The 19,267-nt window shown below is 43.3% G+C and carries 11 protein-coding genes; 2 read left to right on the forward strand and 9 right to left on the reverse strand.

Annotated features, from left to right (window positions below; all coding sequences use genetic code 11):
- Positions 1-137 precede the first annotated feature (137 nt).
- The 3 genes from V7L31_RS18405 to V7L31_RS18415 all read right to left on the reverse strand — a co-directional run bounded on the left by V7L31_RS18405 (position 138) and on the right by V7L31_RS18415 (position 6,629).
- On the reverse strand, positions 138-4,085 hold the full coding sequence (locus tag V7L31_RS18405; RefSeq protein WP_334697571.1) for a DUF2157 domain-containing protein: 3,948 nt from the start codon (positions 4,083-4,085) through the stop codon (positions 138-140).
- Between the two features lie 189 nt (positions 4,086-4,274).
- On the reverse strand, positions 4,275-5,867 hold the full coding sequence (locus V7L31_RS18410; RefSeq protein WP_334697572.1) for a glycosyltransferase family 39 protein: 1,593 nt from the start codon (positions 5,865-5,867) through the stop codon (positions 4,275-4,277).
- 600 nt (positions 5,868-6,467) lie between these two features.
- The gene (locus V7L31_RS18415; protein ID WP_334697573.1) at positions 6,468-6,629 is read right to left on the reverse strand and encodes a hypothetical protein; all 162 of its coding nucleotides are present in this window, start codon (positions 6,627-6,629) and stop codon (positions 6,468-6,470) included.
- Between V7L31_RS18415 and V7L31_RS18420 the strand changes: the two genes are divergently transcribed.
- Entirely contained in the window at positions 6,628-7,596 is a 969-nt protein-coding gene (locus V7L31_RS18420) for a TauD/TfdA dioxygenase family protein (protein WP_334697574.1), read from the forward strand. The two genes, V7L31_RS18415 and V7L31_RS18420, sit on opposite strands and share 2 nt — an antisense overlap.
- 257 nt (positions 7,597-7,853) lie before the next feature.
- On the opposite strand, the gene V7L31_RS18425 is transcribed toward V7L31_RS18420, so the two are convergent.
- On the reverse strand, positions 7,854-9,263 hold the full coding sequence (locus V7L31_RS18425; protein ID WP_334697575.1) for an aryl-sulfate sulfotransferase: 1,410 nt from the start codon (positions 9,261-9,263) through the stop codon (positions 7,854-7,856).
- 667 nt (positions 9,264-9,930) lie between these two features.
- On the opposite strand from V7L31_RS18425, the gene V7L31_RS18430 reads away from it, so the two are divergent.
- On the forward strand, positions 9,931-12,957 hold the full coding sequence (locus tag V7L31_RS18430) for an SMC family ATPase (protein ID WP_334697576.1): 3,027 nt from the start codon (positions 9,931-9,933) through the stop codon (positions 12,955-12,957).
- 203 nt (positions 12,958-13,160) lie between these two features.
- Here V7L31_RS18430 and V7L31_RS18435 read toward each other — a convergent pair whose 3' ends face one another.
- From V7L31_RS18435 to V7L31_RS18455, 5 genes are all read right to left on the reverse strand, one after another.
- Positions 13,161-14,567: a peptidoglycan-binding protein gene (locus V7L31_RS18435; RefSeq protein ID WP_334697577.1), complete on the reverse strand. Its 1,407-nt coding sequence runs from the start codon at positions 14,565-14,567 to the stop codon at positions 13,161-13,163.
- A gap of 376 nt (positions 14,568-14,943) precedes the next feature.
- Positions 14,944-15,465, reverse strand: a complete 522-nt coding sequence (locus V7L31_RS18440; RefSeq protein ID WP_334697578.1) for an SH3 domain-containing protein — start codon at positions 15,463-15,465, stop codon at positions 14,944-14,946.
- A gap of 371 nt (positions 15,466-15,836) precedes the next feature.
- Complete coding sequence (locus tag V7L31_RS18445) at positions 15,837-17,348, reverse strand: AAA family ATPase (RefSeq protein WP_334697579.1); 1,512 nt, start codon at positions 17,346-17,348, stop codon at positions 15,837-15,839.
- A 369-nt stretch (positions 17,349-17,717) separates the two neighbouring features.
- Entirely contained in the window at positions 17,718-18,227 is a 510-nt protein-coding gene (locus V7L31_RS18450; protein WP_334697580.1) for a hypothetical protein, read from the reverse strand.
- Between the two features lie 353 nt (positions 18,228-18,580).
- Positions 18,581-19,099, reverse strand: a complete 519-nt coding sequence (locus V7L31_RS18455; RefSeq protein ID WP_334697581.1) for a YceD family protein — start codon at positions 19,097-19,099, stop codon at positions 18,581-18,583.
- Positions 19,100-19,267: the final 168 nt, after the last annotated feature.

Consider the following 19,267-nt stretch of genomic DNA (forward strand, 5'->3'; position numbering starts at 1 on the left):
TGTAAGAAGCGATCGCCCCAAATTATGCACGGCGTTTAGAGTAGCTATGGCGAGTTAGAGATATCAGAAGGTAAAGGTGCGACCATCAACTCCAGCCAGAAAAAGGCAGTCCGCCGATCCCTCTAAAATATCTATCGCTATTGCCATGATTGAAATTCATCAATGGCGCTACGAATTAGGGATGTTATTTGAGCGCGACGGGTTTCAAAGTTGGCGGCGATGTAAATTAGCAAGATGCCAACTAGTAAGCCAATAACCCATTTTAAAAATGAGTACTGCAAGCTAAAAATTACCGATTGATTGATTGTAGTAATTAAAAAAGTGGCTGTACCAATGTAGAGAAAAGCCCGTACTCGCAAAGCTAATCCAGCAAAAATCGCGATGAGACTGAAAATTCCAGGTATCCAGGCTGTATCTTGATTAAATAAAATTGCCCACCCACAAATTAAACCACTCCCTAGCACTCTCAGAAGATGACGAGATTTTTTGTACTCTGGTAGCTTCAGCTGGGTATCTACTTGAGCAATATAAAGCAGTGAGAATCCAATTGGTGTGACATACCACAAAGCATCATTTAGATGTAAGGAATTAAACCAACGGTAAAGCGCCCAATCAATCAACGCCGCACTAACATAAGTAAAACGGATGTTTTCACCCACCTTTGCGAGGAAGATGTAGAATCCGGCTGCGAGTACTAAGGTAACTGGGTAAGTTTGTAGTCTGGTTTCCCATAAAATTATTAGCGGTATGATGTAAGCGGCTTGTTGCCAAGGTCTTTTAGACCAACCCCACCTTTCCCAAGGAAGGATGTACAGAAAGTAAGCTACCACACAAGCGATCACACCATTCCACGGAACCAATGGCCCAGCCCAAAATTTTCCGACTGCTGTCTCGCGCCAATAAACCCTCATGCCGGCTACCTCTAATAAGCCAAGGTAAACCCACATCTCGGCGATTGTGATTCCTCTGAAGACGCTGGGTGAAGTGCGCGAATTTCGTCCCTGAAAGATGGCATAACGAATCAAAAATACTCCTGTTGCCAATCCCACTAAACGGTTAACTGCAATGGGAAGAGGAATAGCAGCCATTAATAAACAGCTACTCCAAGCCCAATGAATATGGGCAATTCCTTCCAGTTCTTGAGGAGTTAGGCGTAAGTAGCTGATTAGCCAAGGTGACAGAATGCGGTAAGCATACATGATACTTGCACCAAGGGTAGACATGGCAATCAATCCATCGCCTAATGCTCCTCCTGATGCTTGTGACATTTGATAGAACAAAAGTTCATAAGCAGAAATGGATACACCAATAATTCCTAAGTACAACAAGGGTTTGAAGTTCTCGCGCCGTCGCCCCACGCCAATAATAATTAAAGCTACACCCAAGGAACACAACCCTGTCCACTCGGTAAAGGTATCCAAACGCAGCAATACACTGAATGCACCGTAGATTAATGGCAAAATGTGAAGGCTGCTAGGAAGCTTTTCTAGTTGATGTCTTCGTCGCCACCACTCGCCGACAAGTTGAGCAATTAAACCCAAAGCAATATTGGCGATCGCTATTTTAACAATTGAGCGTTCCCCTAACCCTAGCACCTGGGCAATCAACAATTCTAAACACCAACCAATACCATAAAATGCCCAATTTGTCGGTTCTCGCCAACTGCGATAAACAATGGCTGCCAAGGTGATTGCAGTGGCAATTAAGAACAAAAATCCCGAAGTGGTAAAACCTCTATAAATCATTACTGAGTGCAGCGTCAAACCCAACAATTCAAAACTGCACAAGGCGATCGCCCACCGATCGCTAGCGGCTGCATAGATAGCTGCTAATTCGTTACCGCGTCGGCTTAAAACAGTTAGTGCTAACCATAAACTTAAGGTTGTGATCGCTCCTGCAACAAACCAACCTCCTAAGGCTAGGCGAGGCAAACCAGGCACACCTGTCCACAGCAACGCCCCAATGAAACTTAAAACAAATCCTTCTGTAATTAACGCAGATGCTTGGTTTCGCAAATAGCGAGTATTGGCAAACATCAACCCAGCACCTACAGCCAAACCGATTAATCTGATTCCTGGTAGCTGTAACGTCAATAGCTGGGCAACTACCACAGTTAAGACACTCAAGTAACGGCTAGTAATGCGACGCTCGATAATTGTGGCATTGGCAACACCCGTGAGAGCTAAAGGTGTAACTAACCATAAGACTCCCCAATTGCCTTGACTATCAACTATGCCATACCAAGATGATTCTGCATTCATCCACAAGATTAAAAAACTAGTTGCGGCTAGTGCTAAACCGATGTCCCATGCACTACGCCGCCATAGTCCATTGCTGAGGCTAAATCCCCATTCTGCAACCATCAGAGCCAATAAAATACTTGCCCAGGCTTGTGGACTCAGGTTTGGTAACAGCCAATTAATGCTAGAGCAAAATGCCAGCACCCCCATGATGTGAGTTAGGTATATCAAGGGAAGGGATGAAGGGGAACGGCGTTGAGTGACGAATGCCAGAGTGGTGGTAGAGAATAGCAGATTTAGCGATCGCAATGTCGGATTTATCAGAGCGATCGTTGTTAAAAAAGCTCCTAATAAGAGGGTGAGTAGTTCGCCAAATTTAGCTAATTCTCGCTTTTGACTGCGATGCAAGCTATCTGTGAGCGCCACCATCAAAATTACGTAGGGAAATAAAGCTATACCCAATAAAGCCCAAGGTTCATTTTGAGAATTGGTGAGTTGGGTACTAGTTGCGATCGCTAATTTCTGTAAGTTATCAGGTACTAACCGCCAACCTAGCCAAATCGCCTCTAAGCCAATGACGAAAACCGCTGCCAAGTCTACCTTGAGACTGTACTGCCGCAAGCGATTTCCCACAAACCATAAACCCAAACCACTGACAGCGATCGCTTGCCAAGGATAATTTACTACCGATACCAGCCAACCCAAAAAAATTAAAATACCACCGAGTTTTTCCCAGAGTAAGAAGGATGAGGAGGATATTAATGTTACCTCCCCTGCCTCCCCTGCTCCCCCTGCCTCCCCTGCTCCTCTGCTCCCCTGCTCCTCTGCCCTTTGCACCAACCAAGTCACCAACCAGCCGCAAATACCAATCGCTAACCCCAACTGCGTGATATCTACTTTGGCAACAAAAATTGCTCGCACTAACAGGACTATTAAAGCATAAATAATTACAGCAGCAGTTAAATTAATACTTAGCCTACGGCGATTGCCTCGATCTTCCTCACTGACAGTATGAGGCTGTTGGTAAAGATTGTGATAGATAGTAATAATAGTTGTGCCGATCATTGCCACATAAACAGCAATTAAGGGAAATCCTCTTAATTGCCAACCCCAATGCAGATAACTCAGCCCCAGAATATTCGCTAGAGGTAATTTGCCAGGATGTAAATGAGCAAAAATAGTCCGATTTTTGGAGAGTAAAACAGTTATAGCAGTGAGGGTAGGACAGGCGATCGCAACTACAATCCAATCAACAGGATTCCGCCACAATTGAAAGCTATCAATTGCCCAAAAATTCACTGGCACTAACAAAAGAGTGACAATCAGCAATGTCTGAGCCGTCAATCTGAGGTTATTTTGCCTAGTCGCCCAAAAGCTTAACCCCCAAAAACTTAAAGTATAAGCAAATAAAACCCCATACTGTCCAGAAGCAGGAAACCTCTCCCACTGACTAGCAGCCAGTACCCCAGAGGATACCACTACCAGAAAAACGCCTAGAAAAAGCAGCCAACGTACACTCAGTTCAGCCCCTAAGGACTGCAACATTGTGCTGATAAAATTGGGTTTAGGTGGTGTTTGTTGCGATTGTCTAGGGCTACTAGATTGTAAAACTGCTGTAGACAACTGCTGTACGGGGTCATAAGTTGCAAATACTACCTTTGTTTTTGCTTCCGCTTGGGGTTTTAACACCACCACACACACCAGAAACTCTTGGCATAGCTGCTTAACTTGGGTATCGGATATTAAACCTAAGCGCAGCCATATATCTAATCCTTCTAATAAATGAGGATGGAAAGATGGCAGTCTGACTTCAATTATCAGCGGACGCTCAAGGGGCGATGACATAAGCGGCGGGAGTACAAGTATATACTTAGATTATTTGTTTAATTAAAGTATATTTTGGCTCTGATTGTGCCACTTATTAGGCTAATTGATATTAATTTTTAACCTACGAGAGATATTCAAATGTTAACTATCTGCTTTTAGGTTCCACATTCTAGTCTGGTAAACGCTAGATGAACCCTTATCTTTGGTTTAATTAGGCTTTGTTATTTTCCAGAGAAAATTGTCTACCTGCTGTAACTTTGAGTTATAAATTTTTTCAATTCCAGCTTTTAAGAAGTCAGATGGCTCGAACAAGAACACAAATATGTCAGTAAAGCCCTCAGTAATTTCTGGTAACTGATTTTCTTTGACAATTTGAAATTGCACTTTTGAATCAACTAAGTGACCAAGTATTTGTATTGGTGGAAGTATATTTTTCTCATCACTAATTATCAGGGGTTTATTACCTTGACTAATAATATTAGCAATTTTAGGAAATTCTTGGTATTTTTCAGGGAATTGGTTCCACCAAATCTGGGCTTGAGAGTGGTATATACAAGAGACAACTCCGCCCGTAATTACCATGAACGCTACAAGTGACCAAAGCTGTTTTTTCCAAACTTTAGGAGAAATAGACGTGATTTTAGTGGTAAGTAGGTAAGCAACAGCCAACTCTATACCTAAAACAGAGGGAAGTGTATATCGACTAGTAGCGTATCGCTTTTGAAAGATGAAATCCGTTATTAGTAGGGGAAGCACTACAGACCCAATCAAGGTTAAGACAAATAACCAAACTTCTTTAGATGTTCTTCGACAGAGAACATAAATTGAGTAGCTGATTAGAGCAAAAATAATTAAAATGAAAGGAATCAAGACAATCTGAAGTTTTCCTAGATCGATAGGGCTAATACCGAAATCAAGAAACGTCCGACTAAAGATGCCAGCCCACCTTTCAATTGACCCAAGTAATGTTTGTTTTGCATTTGTCCAAGCTACTGCTGCTGGCTGAGGATTGGTATAAATAATCCAAATCCAAGGTACAAAAGTTATAAAACCTGTCAGCGATGATATCAGATAATAAATTGACGTTTTACTCAATCGGAAACGTTCAATTGTAAGTACATAAATTCCCTGGGCAAAAGCAACCAAAGTAAAAAACACATGAGAATAAAACCCTAGTACCAATGTTGCTGTATAAATGCACCAACTAACCTTTGTTTTCAGGCGTATAGCTCGCAACAGTGCTACGCTCGATATTAAGATGGCTACTATCCATAAACTGTATGCTCGCGCTTCTTGTGCATACACCACATGAATAGGTGAAACCGCTACCAACGCAATGGCTACCCACCCTACTAGTGAAGACTTAAATAATTCTCTACATAGCCAATAAATACAAGGAAAGGTGAGCAGACTCAGGAATGCCGAAAAACTTCTCGTCACTGCTACAGAATTGCCAAAGCACTCTACCCAAAATCGGGCCAGCAAGATGTATAATGGCAAAATCTGCGAGTCTTCTAAAACAACCCCTTTAAGTGTATCAATTGCGTTTTTTTCAGGATTGGGGTACTGGTATTTATGCAAATCTTCTATGCTTAACAAGTTACCATTGTCTAACTTCTCCTTCATTTCTGACTGCATATAGCCAGATATGCGTAAAGATGAAAAAACTTCATCACCCCAATAAAGTTTTTTGTCAAGATTAGTGAAGCGAAAAAATACGCCTGTTACTAATAGAATAATGATTAAAAAACGTAACCCAGATTTAGAAATGACCCAGCTATGTGACAATTGCTTTTTCATGTAGTTTTTAATATCCTCAAAGCCTTAATAAACGGTGGCAAAATTTTATTATTGTTTATCGCCAGAGAAATAAAAATCTCCTATTTTTATAGAATGAGTTTCAAGGACTTTGCAGCTTTTGACAACAAAATACCATAATAAATATAATTGTTTACCTGTCATCGTATAGTATAAATTAATCAAGACATGAAATACTTGTGTTGAAAATAAAAATATTTCATAAAGTTTATATAAAAATACTATCAACCTGCCTGCGAGTAGCAAGCAACACAAAGATGCTATAGGAGTCAAATTTGATTCCTGAACTTACTTGCGTAGGATAGGGAACTCTTAACTCTTAACTGCGAAGAGGGAACAGGACACAAGCGAATATATATGAGGTGTACTGAGTTTTTTCAAAAATAAACCACCTATTCCAAATCAATGAAACGTTTAGCCTGTATTAATTTTTAATTCTGCCTTACGGTAATAAGTGCCCAAATATAGCGATGTCCAGCTTTGTACTACTAGTGCGGTAAGTCTGAATTAGTGCTTGTGAGTCTATTTAAACTTGCCTTTACCCGAATACAATCAAGTATTGTTCTAGCAGGCTAAAATATGCTAGTTATATACTACGGTAAATTGATAGATTTGCCGTATGACAGTATTTTGAACTGCGATCGCTTCCTTTGGTATGTAGCCATTTGAATACAAGCAACGTACCACAGTAAACCGACGAGTGCGAACACCGTCCATATCGATCAAACTCTGGAGAATTGACATGAGCAACAAACACATTGAAGTCAAACAAGTAGCAGGTTTCATCGGTGCTGAAATTAGCGGCGTAGATTTGTCGCGCCCTTTGCACGATGATGCAGTCAAAGAAATTCGTCAAGCACTGTTGAAGTGGAAAGTCGTATTCTTTCGCGGTCAAAACATCGATCATGCTGCACAGATTGCATTTACGGCTCGTTTCGGCGAAGTAACTTACGCACATCCCCATGAAGATGAGCCGATTGAAGGCTTTTCAGAAATTTTACCCATTGACCGCAGTCGTTACGAGCGGCGGAATGGTCTACGCCGTTCCAGCTACGAAAGCCGTTGGCACACCGATGTGACAGCAGTTGTCAACCCACCTGCTGCATCGATTTTGCGTGCGGTGAACGTACCCAACTTCGGTGGTGATACACAGTGGACAAATTTAGTTGCAGCCTACGAGGGTCTGTCAGCACCCCTACGGGCGCTTGCAGACACATTGAAAGCCGAACATCGCTTCAATGCACGTTTGAATTTGCCCAGCAACAGCAAGATTGCCCAGCGCATTGCAGCCAATCCGTTGGTTTCAATCCATCCAGTAGTTCGGGTTCATCCTGAGACTGGTGAGCGCGCATTGTATGTTAACCCTGGCTTCACCTCGCACATTCTTGACGTATCACGACAAGAGAGTGACCTGCTGCTTGAGTTGTTCTTTAACCAGATCACCAAGCCTGCCTACACTACCCGCTTCCGTTGGAACAACGGAGACATTGCCTTCTGGGATAACCGCGCCACCTCGCATTTGGCCCCTCAAGATTTGGATCACGTGGAAGTTGAGCGTGTACTTTATCGCACTACCATCACAGGTGACGTTCCAGTTGGGCCCGATGGTTTCCGATCGCAAGTGGTTGAAGGTGAGGCCTTCAGTAGCGAATTACCAACCATCTTGAAGAAGAAAGCCGACAATTTGGAAGCAGTACCAGCGCTTTCATAACCTACAGAGTGGTAATTTATCCCACGGCTATGATTGTTTATCTGGCGATATGCCCCTGCGATCGCTCGTTTTCATAAAAAGCCGTGGGATTTTGAGTGATTATTAGGACTAGTCTATAAATTCTTCTTTAAGTGTCGCGGAAAAGGCAACGTCTACAACGAACACTTATCAGTGGCAGTGATTTGGTTTATGTGATTATCCTCGCTTGAATGAGCAAGCTGCTGTGGCTAACAGCTTGGGCAGTTTTGCATCAGTGCTTAAATGGGGTGATTGGGGTTATTTCTTTGGGGGGCGATCGCATCTTCCTGATGTGGAGTCCCGTCTGGTACCCAGTCGTAGGGAATCGGCTGCGCCCTGTAGACCCAATTGGTTGAAACTTCTCGGTCAAAACCAATGTTCTGGCGACCATTGTAGGGATTGATGTACTCCCATACAATTTCACCGGATGGAGTCACCTGAAAAAAACGTCCGTTCATACCCTCGTCAATTAGCGTATTCCCATTGGGGAGCCGTCGAGCGCTGGAGATGAACGAGCTGTAGAAACCCCAGGGAGGTTGGCCTGAATCGATGCCGCTGTACTGCCAGACGATGGTTTTCTGTTGAGGGTCAATCTCCAGAATTCGCGAACCCACTTGCAAACTCAGTGGATTGGGCGGAAACCCCGAAGGCCCCTCATTGTCAAAAACCAGAAGATTTCCAGCACCAGGCAAGCCCTGGGAAATAATGTGGGCATCGTGCTGTCCACTGGTTTGATCCACAGGTCGGGGGATAGCAAGGCTGAGTCTGGTCACAGCAGAAGCACTCGCAACAGACTTCTTTGCCTTGTCAGCGCCACTCCAGTAATCCGGGCCGAGTCGCCAGACAATTTTGCCCGTTTGTTTATCGATGATGGCAATAAAGCTGGCTTCGCGGGAGTCAATCACAATGTTATCTGGGGCAAAACGCTGATCTCCAGCGTCAAACCATCGATTCGGCCCGATCGCCTGCATATCGTTGATAGTCAAAAATCCAAATCCACGATCGCCTTCTTGATATAACTGACGCAGCAGATTCCGCCCTTGGTCAGTAATGCCAAATTCATCAAGATGATCTCCAACCGTCCAGTTCCATGCCACCTGTCCATCATGAGAGACTTCGACAATTTGTTGATCGGCAATGGGTCGATTGCTGACCCCTGCAACAATGTGGTCAACCGTAGTAACCAGGAGCGTATTGCCGTTGGGCAGACGATTGATGTCATGATTTTGACGCACGTTTTTACCGAGAGCTTGATTCCCGTAGCGCCAGACCACTGCGCCTTTCCAATCGAGTTCACCCACCTCCTGATTGGCAAAGATGTTGCCGAACGGGGAGGAAGCGTTTTTGAGTTGAACCAGGATATGCCCTTTTACACCGCCGTTCTGGGTCGGGTCGATCATTTCCGCTGGGAAACCGAACTTGTTCCAGTGGTGAACTTCGTTCCCGTTCATATCTATCAGATGAGTGTTCCCGTCGGGAGCGCTGAACAATACGTAGCTGCTGTAGGCTTGCTTAGGGTCGTAGAGAGTTGTTCCAGTAGGAAAAACGCTTGGGAGTGCGATCGCCCAGCCTGATACCATGTTGACTAGGACAATCCCCAGCAACAACAGCACAGACAGCCGCAAGATGAAGCCTGATTTGTCTGGCATAGACCTTTTGTAATATTTTCTGCCTTGCGTTGTAGGAAGAAGTATGACCAACTTTTGCTAATATTTTATACTGTATCTCTATCAAATTACAGTAGTTTATCATATTACCGTCTCAGCAAAATCAATAAGCTATTACGCAGTTTGTAGGACTTGCTGCAATTGTGCGACGAGATTCATACTTGTTAGTTATCCATTTTTCTCCACCCTCTACAAATCATTATTATTTTTCTCTCGTTGTCTGAAATCACCCTGCGCGTCGGGAAGGGGGTTAGGTCAATCGTTGGCTTTTCCATATAACGTGAAAACTCAGGCTGACAGTTAAGGCTGCGGAATGTGGGCTATAACAATCCTAAATAATTCTTAAGAGACAAGATCCCCGACTTCTCAAAAAAGTCGGGGATCTGTAACTTTCAATTCTCACAAATCAAAAAAGAATGTTTTCTTCTTAGACAACAGAAAGAAATAACAAAAGCCTCCTGGAGAGTTTCATTTTTCTCCGAAGACAGTAAAACTTTTTCATGCAACAAGAAAAATTCACTCATCATATTGTAAATTTTTGTAAAATTGATGTCTTCAAGACTAGAAACCTGATATCTAGATAGCTAAACTAACAAACAGTGCATCTGTACTGTTAATTATTAAAAGTAGATGTGGCGCTATAGCGTGAATGATCCCAGTACAACTTATCCTCAAAAACTTCCTCAGTTACCGTGATGCAACTTTAGATTTTGGTGGTTTGCATACGGCTTGTATTTGTGGTTCCAATGGTGCGGGTAAATCTTCTCTTTTAGAAGCAATCACTTGGGCAATTTGGGGTGAAAGCCGCGCCACTGCTGAAGATGATGTCATTTATTCTGGTGCGAAAGAAGTTCGGGTTGATTTTACTTTCCAAAGTAACCAGCAAAAATATCGGGTGATTCGCACCCGAATTCGGGGAGGTACTAGTGTCCTTGAATTTCAAATAGAAATACCATCTGGGTTTCGCTCACTCACTGGCAAAGGGGTAAGAGCAACCCAAGATTTGATTTTAGAACACATCAAGCTCGATTACGATACATTTATTAATTCTGCCTACTTACGTCAAGGTCGTGCAGATGAATTCATGCTCAAGCGTCCCACAGAACGCAAAGAAATTTTAGCGGAGTTGTTGAAACTCAATCAGTATGATGATTTAGAAGAACGGGCTAAAGAATCTTCTCGCCAATTTAAAGCAAGGGCAGTAGAGTTAGAGCGTTCTTTGGAGTCGATCAAAATTCAGCTGCAACAACGCGAAATCACCCAAGCGCAAAGAGTGGAGTTAGAAGCCGAACTCAACCAACTGCAACAGGTACAAGCTTTTGATAATATTCAGTTGCAGAGTTTGCAAGTTGTCCAGCACCAGCGCCAAAATTGGGAACAACAACTCAATTTTGTAAAGCAACAATACCAAAATCTTACCCAAGATTGCGATCGCCTCCAACAAGAACAATCTGCTATTGGCTCTCAGCTATCAGATTTAGAAAAAATATTACACCAAGAAGCTGAGATTAAAGCTGGATACGCCCAATATCAAAGTTTACAATCTCAAGAAGAAGCCTTTGCTGTCAAATTTGAAGAACACACCCGCGCTGGGCAAACTCGCCAACAAAAGCAACAACAGCTTACCAAACAAATTCACGAAATCGAACGGCAACTACAACAAGCCCAAGCGCAGCTGGAAGCTTTGCAGCAACAAGAGCGAGACATTCAACAAACTCTCACCAAATCGGGTGAAGTAGAAGCCGCTTTGTCACAACTAACCGCAGCCCGTCACCATGTTGCTCGTCTAGATCAACTGCAAATGCAAGTGACTCCCTTGTTGCAACAACGAGCAACTTTACAAAGCCAACTTGATCGTACTCATGCTGGTTTAGTAGCGCGGCTCGAACAACTCCAAAGTACTGAGAATCAATTGCAACGCCAGCACGGCCGCCAACCGCAACTACAACAAGCGGTGATGGATGTGGCAATTCAGATTGAAGAATTGGAGAAAAAGCGGGTTTATCTGCAACGAGTCCAAGAAAAAGGGCAAGAAAGGCGGCACTTTATCGAACGTCTGCAAGCTCATCAACGGGATTATGAAAAACTGCTGGGAGAATTAGAGCAGAAATTGCAAATGCTCCAAAATCCTGAAGCACTTTGTCCATTATGTGAGCGTCCACTGGACGAACATCACTGGAGTCGGGTGGTGGAAAAAACCCAAAGTGAGTTAGAGGATACTCAAGGGCAGTTTTGGGTAGTGCGAGAACAAATGGCTGTGTCTGACCGAGAAATTCAGGTACTTAGGCAAGAATATCGCGATATATCCCAACAATTGGCGGGCTACGACGGTTTACGCGAACACCGGGGACAGTTGGCAGCCCAGTTAGAAGCGACAACTGATGTGCAACAACAGTTACAACAAATTGCTGCGGAAAAACAGCATTTAGAGCGATCGCTCCAAGCTGGTGATTACGCTCCCGATAAACAAGCCGAACTCCGGCAGCTAGAACAATATCTGCAACAAGCTAATTATAATGAACAAGACCACGCCCTGGCGCGGAGCGAAGTTGAGCGGTGGCGATGGGCAGAAATTAAACAAGGGCAAATTAAAGATGCAACTAAGCGACAAGCGCAACTATTAGCCCGAAAACCAGAATTACAAGCGAGTATTGCTCAATTACAAACCAGAATCCAGCAAGATCAGATTGATTCTGAATGTGCTAAACAAATCGCCGCTCTTGAGCGTCACATTGCCGAAATTGGCTACAGTTCCGAGCAGCACAACAGTTTGCGTATAGCTGCAAAGAAAGCTCAATCTTGGCATTTGCGGTATCAACAACTGCTATCAGCCCAGCAGCAATATCCGCAACTCCAGACGAGATTGCAAGAGTTAGGGGAATCCAAAAGCGCCAGATTAACCGAGCGGCAAAAACTCGGCGGACAAATTGAAAGCCTTATTCAGCAACTACAAGCAACAGCTAACCCATCTGCCCAAATTCAAGCTTTAGAGCAGCAGTTAGCAATCCGCAGACGGCAACTCGATGAGCAAATTACAAAGTTAGGGCGTTTAGAACAGCTGGCGCATCAACTAGAAACGCTGCAAATCCAATATGATCAACAGCAGCAGCAATTACAATCCTGCAAGCAGGAATATCGTGTTTATCAGGAATTAGCGCAAGCATTTGGTAAAAATGGTATCCAAGCACTGATGATTGAGAATGTATTACCGCAGCTCGAAGCTGAGACAAATCAACTACTTTCGCGGTTGAGTGGGAATCAGTTTCATGTACAATTTATTACTCAAAAAGCTGGGCGCAGTGCTAAATCAACCAAGAAAAATGCCAAGCTGATAGACACCTTAGATATTTTAATCGCTGATTCTAGAGGAACACGAGCTTATGAAACTTACTCTGGTGGGGAAGCCTTTAGAATTAACTTTGCCATCCGTTTAGCTTTGGCAAAATTATTAGCGCAACGGGCGGGGGCGGCGTTGCAATTGCTGATTGTAGATGAGGGTTTTGGTACACAAGATGCTGAAGGATGCGATCGCTTGATTGCCGCGATTAATGCGATCGCCTCCGATTTTGCCTGCATTCTCACTGTTACCCACATGCCCCACCTCAAAGAAGCCTTCCAAGCCAGGATTGAAGTCAATAAAACTCAAGAAGGTTCGCAGTTGAGTTTGTCAATTTAAGAATTCAGGAGTCAGGAGTCAGAATTCAGAATGGAATTCTATACAATTGTTATTCTTGGGCGTCAGCGCTCAGTGGAACCCCGACAAACGGTGAAACACTCGCGCGTGATTGAAAATTTAGTGATACGTAATTTTTAGATAGTAAGGTCTGAATAACCAGACTCTTGATTCTGAATTCTGAATTCTGAATTCTATATTCTTCTTCAATTGAATTTTACCCGTGCATCAATACCTAATGAGCGGAGCTTTTTCGTTAGCGTTTCTGCTTGGGTGCGATCGCTAAATGCTCCAGCATTCACATAATCCCCTAGACTAGATTGCTCTGCTATAGCATTGGGTATATATTGCTGCACTTTACTCAGAGTATCATTATTGGAAATTGGAATTATGACTCTGTAAGGATTATTAGCAACTAACGTGTTGCCATTGGTAACAGGCACTACATATTCATTAGTAGGAGGTAATGCATAGCGATTATTTTCAGTATAATTACCTGCATTTGAGTTATTCAACCCCAACGCTTCCCAAGTTTCCCAATCTACATTTCCAGTCGAATTAATTCGAGAAGATTGCTGGAATGCAATCACAGATTGTCTGGTGTAATCGTTGAAAATTCCATCAGGGTTAGTGTTAGAGAAACCCAATTGCCCTAAACGCTCTTGAACTAATCTGACATTCTCACCGCGATCGCCTAAAGTTAGATAATCTCTGCCCGATTGTTGAGTACCACCTGTAGAGGCTCTACGTACTGAGTCTAATACTTGGGCATTGGCGATGCCATCAACAGGTAGACGGTTATTTCGTTGGAATGCAATTACAGCTTCTCTAGTCATTGGGCCAACATTCCCAGTGGCATTAGCATTTAAATAACCTAGCTGCCGCAAACGCACTTGGAGTTCTCTCACTTGTTGAGTAGAGAGACTCGTTCTAGCTGGAGTTGGAGAGGAACCAGCTAATGCGTTCCAAGTTTGTCGATTGACAATGCCGCTAGCAGGTATGCGATAGTTCCGCTGGAATGCAATTACAGCATCTTTAGTAATTCGTCCAAAATTCCCGGTGGGATTAGCATTAAAGTAGCCTAACTGTCGTAGACGTTGTTGCAATCTTGTTACTGCTGCACCAGTTTTGCCTTGAGAGAGAGTAGGATATTGACCAACTGGCGATGCCTGGATTGGGCTGCGCCTAAGCAATGTGCGATTAGAAGTTATACTCTGACATGCTCGTTGCAAAGCTCGTTGAGTACTAATACCTACAACTCCATCAGCAGGTATTCTATTGGCTTGCTGGAATTTGATCACAGCGTTTTGAGTCAAGCTAGCAAACTTGCCACTCACTGGGCCGTTAAAGTAGCCTAATTGTTTTAAACACCTCTGGCTGCTGCTAACTTCAGGCCCATTACTTCCTATTTTCTGAAGTGCTAAAGCTTGCCCAGCAATACTCAGGAGCCCCGTAATCAGTGCCACAGATAAAAAACGTATCGCCGCACTGCTAGATAAATTTTTCCAATTCAAAAATTTGAAATTAGCTACGGTAGGAACAACCCTGACGCTTTCAGATGCCTCATATTCCAAGGCGATCTCAGTTAAATAGCTATCTAACCCTGTTTTCACTTGCTTTTTTCAAGTCATGGCTAAATAATATTATACCACCTTCTCTGTATTATGCTTGTTTTTAGTATGATTCTTTACGATGAAATCCCCAGGTTAATTATGATACACAAACTGCTGTAAAGTGAATAATAACCAATGTAAAGCAAGGCTGGTTTTCTATTTACCTGACAAAATTTTTACTATACCCATTTGGGCTTTGAGCATGACCAACGCAGATAAATAGTGGATCTAGTCTTCCATTGAATTGGGGATGATATTCAACCTAATGCTTAAATTACTCCTTTTGATACCTTGATAAATACTTCCTCTTTTCTGGGGAAACAATCAAAATTAGAGCTAGATAAAGGTATTGAGTAGACATTTGTGATTTTTTAGACTATTGTCCATCAACTTTTCCATCAATTTTTTCAGTATTACCTGCTTTTACCCAACCTTCTTGTTCGCTACCTTCCAAACGGATCTTTTGCCAAGATTTGTCGTCGCTTTCTTCCAAAATAATAATTTTTTGATTAAAAGCAACCCCACCAATCTTTTCAGCTTCTTGATTTGGTTGCGATCGCAAACTCAAACCTTCAGCCCAACTCACACGCCCTCGATAAGCTCCTGCTGGCAATGGTTTTGGCGATGGCGTAGCCTTTGGTGATTCTGTAGGAGTAGGGGTTGGACTTGGAGACGATTGAGCCTGATTCCCAGGTGTTAGGGTGGGTTTACCTCCTCTAGGCTCAGTTGCTTTTGGAGCTTGAGCTTTCACCGAGGGACTATCGTTAGAAAAAACGGGTTTGGCAGGGGGTACACCAGTGCGATTCATGAAGTAGAGTGCAACTGCAACGCCGCTACCGACTAACACAGCGATCGCTAAGAAAAACCCCAATATAAACTTTGTGAAGCCAGACAACATAATTAAAACCTAATTATCAAGAGTTAAGGGTGAAGGAGAGCAATTTATCTGCGTATTTTCCTCCCATTGAGAGGAATGGCGTTAAACTAGGCTCTCAAGGGTTACAGCAAGTAACCCAGCCGATAAGAATCAATAGTCCATAATAATTCATCATTAACTATTGGCTATGGGCTTTTGACTAACTCATTATTGTAGCTATGGCTGAATAGACATCGACCGAATGTAAAAGGGTCTGGGGACTGGGGATTGGGGATTAGGGATTAAGTGCCAAACCCTTAAAACTATGGTGAGGGCTTTTACGCACTACCATAATTTTAAAAAACTTTTTCCCAGTACCCAGTACCCAATACCCAGTACCGAACTTTCTTCTATCACGTAGTCCGGCGGAGGCGTTCGCTTAAAGGACTGTGTTTCGATGCTAAACGCGCTCTCCCAGAAGCCGCCCATTCTTGGAGTTGCTGAATTTGCTCTACAGCAGTTCGCGCCAAGGGTATGATCTGACTTGCTGCTTCTAAAATATCGTCGTTAGCAAAGTCGCGGTTTTGGCTGAATCCAATATGCATCGCTTCAATTAAAGTTTGCTCAATCTCTGCCCCAGAAAAATCAGGCGTCTCATAAGCTAGCCTGTCGATGTCATAACTTTTCAAGTTATGGGGGCGCAGTCGGGATAAATGAACATCATAAATTGCTTTTCTCTCTTCTTGAGTGGGCAAACCCACAAAGAAAATTTCATCAAATCGCCCCTTACGGAGCATTTCTGGCGGTAAGGCTTGGATGTCATTGGCGGTGGCGACGACAAACACGGGTGAGCTTTTTTCGGCTAGCCAGGTAATAAAAGTACCAAACACACGGCTGGCTGTTCCGGCATCCCCTTTGCTACCAAGTCCGGCAAAGGCTTTATCTATTTCATCAATCCACAAAATACAGGGGGCAAGGGCTTCAGCGACTTGGATCATTTGGCGAGTCCGAGATTCTGATTCACCCACCAAACCACCAAATAATCTGCCCACATCCAGACGTAGTAAGGGTAAATGCCAGTGATGAGCGATCGCTTTTGCTGTTAACGATTTACCAGTTCCCTGAATACCCACCAACATTAAACCACGGGGGTGCGGTAATCCGTACTGTCGCGCCTTATCTGTAAATGAGCCTCCCCGACGAATCAGCCAGTCTTTCAAGTTATCCAGTCCGCCAATATCAGAAATTTGCTCAGTGACGGGGTAGAAGTCCAGGATTTGGGTTTGGCGGATAGTTTGGCGCTTTTCTTCCAAAACCAGATCCACGTCTTCTGGTTGCAATTCACCGTGGGTTGCGATCGCTTTTGCCAAAACCCGGCGAATTCGTTCCATCGAAAGCCCTTGACAAGAGTGTACTAAGTCATCTAAAACTTTGCCAGAAAGGGAGTTACTAGTACTTTGCAGCAAGCGTTCTACCTCAGTTTTAATTTCTGGGGCGGCGGGTAAGGGAAACTCGACGACTGTCAGCACTTCCGTTAAGTCGTCAGGAATGGCGATGCGTGGCGAAAGTAGGACAATATTTTTTGGTTGCGACTTGAGGAGTCGGGACAGATTGCGGAGTTTGCGAGCGATCGCTACATCATCTAAAAAGCGATGATAATCTCGGAGAATTAAGACCGCAGGTGCGGAAGCTGGTAATTTTTCGATGAATTCTAAAGCTTGCAACGGGTTACGCCGCCCAAACCCAACATCATTGGGGTTTCCCTGATAGCCATCGACAAAATCCCAGGTATACACTGGGCGATTACCCTGGTTGGTTGCTTCTTCCCGAATTGCTGCTTCTACCCGCTCCTCCTCGTATGTGGGAATATAAATTAAGGGGTAACGGGCGCGTAGCAGCAGTTTAAACTCTTCACGGAAGTTCATATTTGGCTGTGGTTATTGGTTATTCTCTCATTGTTCAGGTTTGTATCACCTCTAACAACTAAAAACTAATAACACCAGGGAATCTTCAGTTAGCCCAAATCTTACTTAGTGCCCTTGCCCACCCAGAACTAAAGTTCAGGACTAATAGCCCAAGTCCACTAAAGTAGACTGCTTAAGGTTTCTAGTCCACTTTAGTGGACTTTAGCTATGAGTCAGAGATTTTAATCTCTGGCGGACGTGGCCGATAAGCGATAATTCCAGGCTGCTATCCCCAAGTTTACAGAGGTTGTCGGTGCGATCACTAAAGTATGTAAGATATTCCTTAAAAGTAAGTGATCGCTGGTTTTGGGTTCAGCAAATTTTTTGAGTCTAGAGTGGGCAAATTGGTTGGGCTACGTTCAGTAAACCTCTTACGCCAGCCCACCCATGTATAAAATCTCGGATTTCATTTACACGCGATGTAGGATCTGCCTTACCATCCTTTATATTTAGGATGTAACCAAGTTGGTCGAAGTATGGAATCAGGTTGAGATAATCTTCGCTTTTGGCATCATCACGAAAGCCTGGATTTAGCCAATGAATAAATAAATGATATTCTCGCTCTGCGAAGTAGTTAATTGTTTGTGTAACATCGCTTATGTACTGCATCGAACAAAGAACAATACGTGGATTTTCGGTGTTGATAATCTTGCCGACATAGGTTTCCCGCTCTTCAGGCGACCCACTAACAAGGAAGACATTGACCCACTCTGTATCAGACAACAGCAATTTACGTTGGTGTGTGCCGGTCTTAACAATCCTTCCAAACAGTGTGTTCCAAGTCTTGCTCTTACCAGCATTTGTATGACCCAAAACTCCAATCAATAAGCGCTCAGTCATATTTAGATACCAACTATTGCTCTCACTCAACCTAACCTCTGCCTAAAAATGCCGTCCTCAGTAAATTATCGGAAATCAAAAATCGCAGTTTGTACCCTAAGAAAAACTTTGCTTACAACAGAACTCAGTCAGATACTTTGAACAATCTAAAAACTATTTAATTATTATTGGCTCGTACTATTGAGAAACAAGATCCCCGACTTCTTAAAGAAGTCGGGGATCTGCGGGTTGCAATTCTCACAAATCAAATAGGATTGCTATATAACTATTTAATAAAATATAAAACAATAAGCCTGTGTAGACAGGCTTAGTTAGTGTAAGCGCAGACTTCAGTCTGAGAAATTACCAAATTACTACCCTGGAAGTTGCTTTTTCAAAGCTTCCAGAGAAGCCCAACGGTTATCAACTGGAGTTTCAGGACTATCAGAACTATCAACAGTACTACTTACAGGAATACCTGGACAATTGCGATCGCACAGTTGCCGTTGTGGTACTGCCAAGCACATCTGCTCATACAGCCATTCGTTGGGATAAAAATAACCATCAGGCGGTAAGCTTTCCAGCAACTCTTCCATAACTACTTCCCTTTCTAAGGGCAAGTCATTTGCCTGATTTGCAGTTTCATCTAACCAAATAATTTCTTTGGTATCAAGCCCTAAACGTCGATTGTATTGCTGCAAACAGCGGTTGCAGGTACAAGTAATAATTGTTTCTGCCTGACTAGACACTTGCAAGTAATTACCATGATGCTGCACGCGCACGTGACCGCGAACTGGCGTCAAGGTTTCCAGACCAGGCAGAAATTCATTAACCTGAACTTCCTCTGTCCGCTCCGGGGCTTGAGTTAGCTGCGGAATATAAATTGCGTCCATAGGATTCGTGAGATATCCTCACTAAAATTTATCTTCATTATCAGCAATTATACTGACAATACATCTTTATTTTCTCTCTTAAGAACAAGAGAAATTTTGAAATTACATAGTTATGAGTTTTCAATTAACTCCTAACTCTGACAATTTTAGATTTTGGGTCGCACCTTT

It is taken from the genome of Nostoc sp., assembly GCF_036916655.1.
Lineage (GTDB): Bacteria > Cyanobacteriota > Cyanobacteriia > Cyanobacteriales > Nostocaceae > Nostoc.